We start from the raw sequence: 4,690 nt of genomic DNA, 5'->3' as shown, positions 1-4,690 counted from the left end.
TGGTTGCACCGAGTGCCAGATCCACGATCTGCTGACGTAGCGTAATCATTGCCTGCTCGCGCTCCCGCTCCGCATCGGCCTCGGCCTTGGCGACAATCTCACGAGCTTGCACAGTGGCATCACTCACGATCTTGTCACGGGTAGCCTGCGCCTCTTTAATAGCGGAGGAGATCTTCTCGCGCGCCTCGCCCTCAATTTGCTCCAGCCGGGTCTCGTAGTCGCCCTTGAGGCGCTGCATCTCCCGCTGATCGGCATCAAGCCGGTCGTAGCCGCTAGAGATCTCCAGATCGCGCTCGGTAAGAACCTTGCCGATGGGCGTGAAGACCATATTTTTGGCGAGCAGGAACAGCACCCCGAAACCGATAATGTTGACCAGGATCAGCACCGGGTTGATATTGAGCTCACCCAGGATATTGCCCATGAGTTTTCCTATACGTTTTCGTGGTGAAAGCGGACTATTTACCCGCCAACAGAGCCGCTTTGACAGTCTCTGCATCAACCGAGGGGAGCTTGCCCATCAGGATGAAGAACATCACAAGCGCATAGATGACGAGCGACTCGATAATCGCCAGAGCGATAATCATCATCGTCTGCAGCTTACCGGCCATCTCCGGCTGCCGAGCGGCGCCCTCAAGCGCTGCGGCGGCGGCACGGCCCTGACCCATACCTGCACCAATTACCGCGATTGGAAGCCCAATCGCCAAACCCAGACCCAGAAGACCAAAGTAGATCATTGTTTATTTTCCTCCAATAGAATAGCCTGCACAGGCGCTAGTGCGCGTGCGCCGCTTCGTGCCCGTGCTCATCGTGACCGTGGTCGCCGATTGCCAGAGCGATATAGGAACAGGTCAGGATCGCAAAAACCCCCGCCTGTATCACCGAACCGAATACCCCAAGAGCCAACATCGGGGTGTGCAAGGGAACAATAAAAGTGGCCATAGAGGTCCCCACCAGGAATGCAATCACGGTCTCTTCCCCAAAGACGTTACCAAAAAGTCGCATTCCAAGCGAGAGAGGACGCACCAGAACCCCGATTATCTCAATCGGGAAGATCAGCCACGCCAGCCACCAGATCGGCCCTGCAAAGTGCTTGAAGTAGGGAGCCGCCCCGTTGGCCTTAATCCCCACAATGTTAAAGACAAAAAAGACGATAATCCCAAGCGCGAGTGTCATCGAGAGGTTTGCACTCGGTGCGGGGGTCAGCGACATGGGCATCGCAGCGTGCTCGGGTAGATTGATGTAGAACGGGAGTACGCCACAAAGATTTGAGCAGAGGACGTAGGCAAAGAGGGTTCCGACAAAAGCGGTAAACTTCTCGCCCCCCACTCCGATAGCGCCTCGGCAAAAGTGCTGCATCGAGGCCACGGCCTGCTCAATGAGTAGCTGCCCACGGCTAGGGCTGCGTAAAGAGAGCGTGGTGATGCGGGACTTGCAAAACAGAAGGATCCCGATCCCCACCAGGGTCCCGATCAGGCTGTAGTAGATTGCATCGTGCTCGGCCAGAAGGCTCTTTTCCGCGTGCCCACCTTGCGCCGCGCCCTCGGCACCCTCCGCGCCATGCTCCTGTGCCCAAGCCAGTGTCGCACTTAGCGCCACGGCTCCCAGACTCGCTCCCACTCGTTTCATCACACTCATTATTTTTTAACCTCGCCGTGCTCCGTGAGCATCTTGCCCACAGCCCGCAAAGCGATCACCAGTGTCAGGAATCCGAACCCTGCAACAAACACCGCCAGCTCTTTGGCACCCCAGTGGCGTGTCAGCCACCAGATCACCCACCCGACCAGCGGGTATTTTACCAGAGCCAGCAAGAAAAATCGCTGGGTTACTCTCCGTTGGCGCGCATTTTTTTCCTCAATGGCCTGCGCCAGAGTAATTAGCGAGCCCAGAAAGCCCCACCAGCCGAGCAAGAGTACCACAGCAAGCGCCAATCCTGCCAGCAAGGGCACGATCGCCCAGGAGATACCGAAGTTCGCCAGGCACATCGAAGCGCACGCTGCCAGAATCCCGGTAGCCCGTAGGGTCTTTCTTAAGTACTCGCGCGTCTCATCCATGTACATTCATCACTGATTCAAGCTATTTGCCATTCTGACCAGATTCACAAAACCGGAGACAGTCCCTAGTAAAAACCCGCCTATCAGCCCATAGGGAGTCGTGGACTTGATCAGATAGGTGTCCAGAAGCCAGCCCACGACGAGCCCGCCAAGGATCGAGCCCACCAGCGCGGTGCCAATTCCCATCGCCTTTCCCATATTCCCTGCGTCTTTGCTCCCCATTCCCCGGCTTTTGAGAAAGCGCTCCGCTGGGTCTTCGGCAGCCTTTGGCCTCTGATAAAGAACCGTTGGCGGCTCCGGTAGACGAGGCAGGGCGGGTAGCTCTGGCTCCTGAGGCTCCTGTGGCTTTTCGAAGGTATCGCTCACGTCTCCCATTTGCTGGCTCACTTCTCCCGCCCAAGCACGAACTCCTCGTGCAGAGCACGAGTGGCTTTTTGTGCATCAGCCTCGGGGATGAGGGCGGAGATCGAGTGACGGGAGTCGGCCATCTGATAGACGGGAACCCCAATAGCATCCAGAGTCCCCAGGGTGCGAAAAACGACACCAGGAATGTCTTCCAGTCCGGAGGCGATCACGGAAACCATGGTGCAGTTCTCAATCACCTCTGCTTGGACGTGGCCGAGCGCGATATAGGCGCGCGCCCCCTCAAGCAGCCCCTTCTGGGCGGTGAAGCCTTTACCTTTGGGGCCGATTCCAAGGAGATAGATTGTCCCAAACGGAGGTTGGCGACGCACGACCCCGAGCTGTACAGGCAGCACCAGCCCGTCTAGTAGCTCTTTCAGGCGAGGTAGGTGCGTGCGCTCCACAGCAAACGCAAAGTCCGCATCGCTTGCGCTCGTCAGGTGTACCGCGATCTTCTCTCGCTCCAATAGCCTATAGACTTCCACTTCGACACGAGCCCTGTCCGCCTCGGGGCTATCGAGCGGGAGCGGAAAGCGCAGGTAGACGAGCTTTCCGGTGTGGGTAACGCCGGTGAAGCGTGCTTGGCCCACAGAGGAGTCTGCGGTGATCAGTGTCCCTAGCTCCTCGTCGAAGGTGTTTCTCACCCGAAGTGGAACCCCGTGAATGCCCGCGATCTCGGCAGCGCGGGGGTGGACGACTTTTGCCCCCTGGTGAGCCATCTCTGCCACTTCATCATAGGTCGCTTGTGCCAGGGTTCGGGCTGCGGGCACATGGCGGGGATCAGCGGTCTTGACTCCGTTGACATCCGTGTAGATCTCAACTTCGATCTGCTGTGCATGGGGTTTGAGAGCCGCCCCCAGCGCAGCAGCCGTGGTATCGGAGCCGCCACGCCCCAGAGTCGTGATTGCTCCGCGCTCCGTCCCTCCCTGAAAACCCGCGACCAGTACCACCTTGCCCTGGCCGAGCATCTCAACAATATAACGCGGATCAATCGCGAGAATCCGGGCATTGCCAAACTGGTAGTTCGTGAGAATTCCCGCCTGCAAGCCCGTGAGTGCAATGGTGTCGAGCCCTGCGACGCGCAAAGTGTGGGCAAGCACAACAGTGGAGATGATCTCGCCACAGGCCATCATCATGTCCAGCTCACGGGGCGCAGGTGGAACGGCGGCGTCAACGTCTTTGAGGGTCTGTATGAGTGTGTCCGTGGCGTACGGTGCCCCGGCGCGACCAATCGCGCTAACCACTACCACTACATGCCAGCCCGCTTGCACCGCGCGGATAACCTTGCTGGCCGCCTTTTGCCGGGCTTCGTCGGTTGCGACCGAGGTTCCCCCGAACTTCTGCACTAATATCTTCATGTCAGCGCCTCATCGCCAAGCTGAAACTGTTCTCGCAGGGCAGCGACCGCACGGGGGGCATCGTCAGACGGCACCAGGCATAAGACGGCATCATACGCATCGCCTACCTGGCGATTGGGAATAGCAGCCCCGAGTAGCGCCTCACAAATTTGCGCGATCACGCCAGAGAGATCGCGCATCGCTCCGGCAATAGTATTAATGAGCGCCATGTTCTCAAGAACACTCACCTCGCCTTTTTCTTGGCCTAGCAGGCTTCGGCACATACTGGCATGGTTTTCGCTAATGACGAAACAAAGGCCCTCTGGCAGAAGCTTTACTTGGTTAACAGGTACCCGCGCTTCGGCGAGAACCTCAAGTAGCCGCAGGCGGTTTTGGGTGATGTCCTCGGAAAAACGGACACTCACCAAGGCCATGTTATTCTCGACGCGAATGGCGGTGACACCAGGCTCACGTTCAAAAGAGCCCGTCGGAGAAAGAAAGCCGGTGAGAGTGAGCTTGTTCTGGTTTTGCGGATCAGTAAGTGCAGACACGCGTGGCCTAACTTTGTGCGAATTTTCACGAAGTATACCACTGTGGCCTTAAACATGCAAGAAATCAGGTTGTTGTGACAGTACAGAGCATGCCTGGAGTTATCTGCGAGGAAGTCGCCTCGTAGAATTACCTTTCAGCAAATGCTGTATTTTCATTATTTCCGAGCAATAATCTGCTCCTGGGACAGTTGTGGTACGATAATTTAGGTGCAAGGGCAAAACGCTCCGAAAGGGCGTGACGCAAAGCTACGGACCTTCTGAGTTTTGGAGACAAGACTTTTGGCCGCCGAGCTGCCGCGCTTAGGATTTTTAATCAAACAGCGAGGCAAAAGATGAGAATCTCAAATGA

At 57.2% G+C, this 4,690-nt stretch carries 7 protein-coding genes and 1 riboswitch; all 7 genes read right to left on the bottom strand.

What is annotated here, in order from left to right; genetic code table 11:
• A partial coding sequence (locus ACH2EH_RS10955; protein WP_395141600.1) for an ATP synthase F0 subunit B occupies positions 1-421 on the bottom strand: 421 nt, incomplete at its 3' end.
• A gap of 34 nt (positions 422-455) precedes the next feature.
• The gene (gene atpE / locus ACH2EH_RS10950; protein WP_309693889.1) at positions 456-734 is read right to left on the bottom strand and encodes an ATP synthase F0 subunit C; all 279 of its coding nucleotides are present in this window, start codon (positions 732-734) and stop codon (positions 456-458) included.
• Between the two features lie 37 nt (positions 735-771).
• A complete protein-coding gene (atpB, locus tag ACH2EH_RS10945) occupies positions 772-1,626 on the bottom strand; it encodes a F0F1 ATP synthase subunit A (RefSeq protein ID WP_395141598.1) in 855 nt (284 codons plus the stop codon).
• Positions 1,627-1,634: 8 nt separating this feature from the next.
• Positions 1,635-2,051, bottom strand: coding sequence for a hypothetical protein (locus ACH2EH_RS10940; protein ID WP_395141596.1), 417 nt, complete (start codon positions 2,049-2,051; stop codon positions 1,635-1,637).
• Between the two features lie 9 nt (positions 2,052-2,060).
• Positions 2,061-2,426, bottom strand: a complete 366-nt coding sequence (locus ACH2EH_RS10935) for an AtpZ/AtpI family protein (RefSeq protein WP_395141594.1) — start codon at positions 2,424-2,426, stop codon at positions 2,061-2,063.
• An 8-nt stretch (positions 2,427-2,434) separates the two neighbouring features.
• Complete coding sequence (locus ACH2EH_RS10930) at positions 2,435-3,811, bottom strand: aspartate kinase (RefSeq protein WP_395141592.1); 1,377 nt, start codon at positions 3,809-3,811, stop codon at positions 2,435-2,437.
• Positions 3,808-4,341: an ACT domain-containing protein gene (locus tag ACH2EH_RS10925; protein ID WP_395141590.1), complete on the bottom strand. Its 534-nt coding sequence runs from the start codon at positions 4,339-4,341 to the stop codon at positions 3,808-3,810. Before ACH2EH_RS10925 ends, ACH2EH_RS10930 begins: the two co-directional genes overlap by 4 nt.
• A 204-nt stretch (positions 4,342-4,545) precedes the next feature.
• Positions 4,546-4,640: riboswitch (cyclic di-GMP riboswitch) on the top strand.
• Positions 4,641-4,690 lie beyond the last annotated feature (50 nt).

The sequence above is a fragment of the Armatimonas sp. genome (genome assembly GCF_043760365.1).
GTDB lineage: Bacteria > Armatimonadota > Armatimonadia > Armatimonadales > Armatimonadaceae > Armatimonas.
The sequence above is the reverse complement of the archived record's forward strand: the minus strand, read 5'-3'. Positions and strand labels throughout refer to the sequence as shown.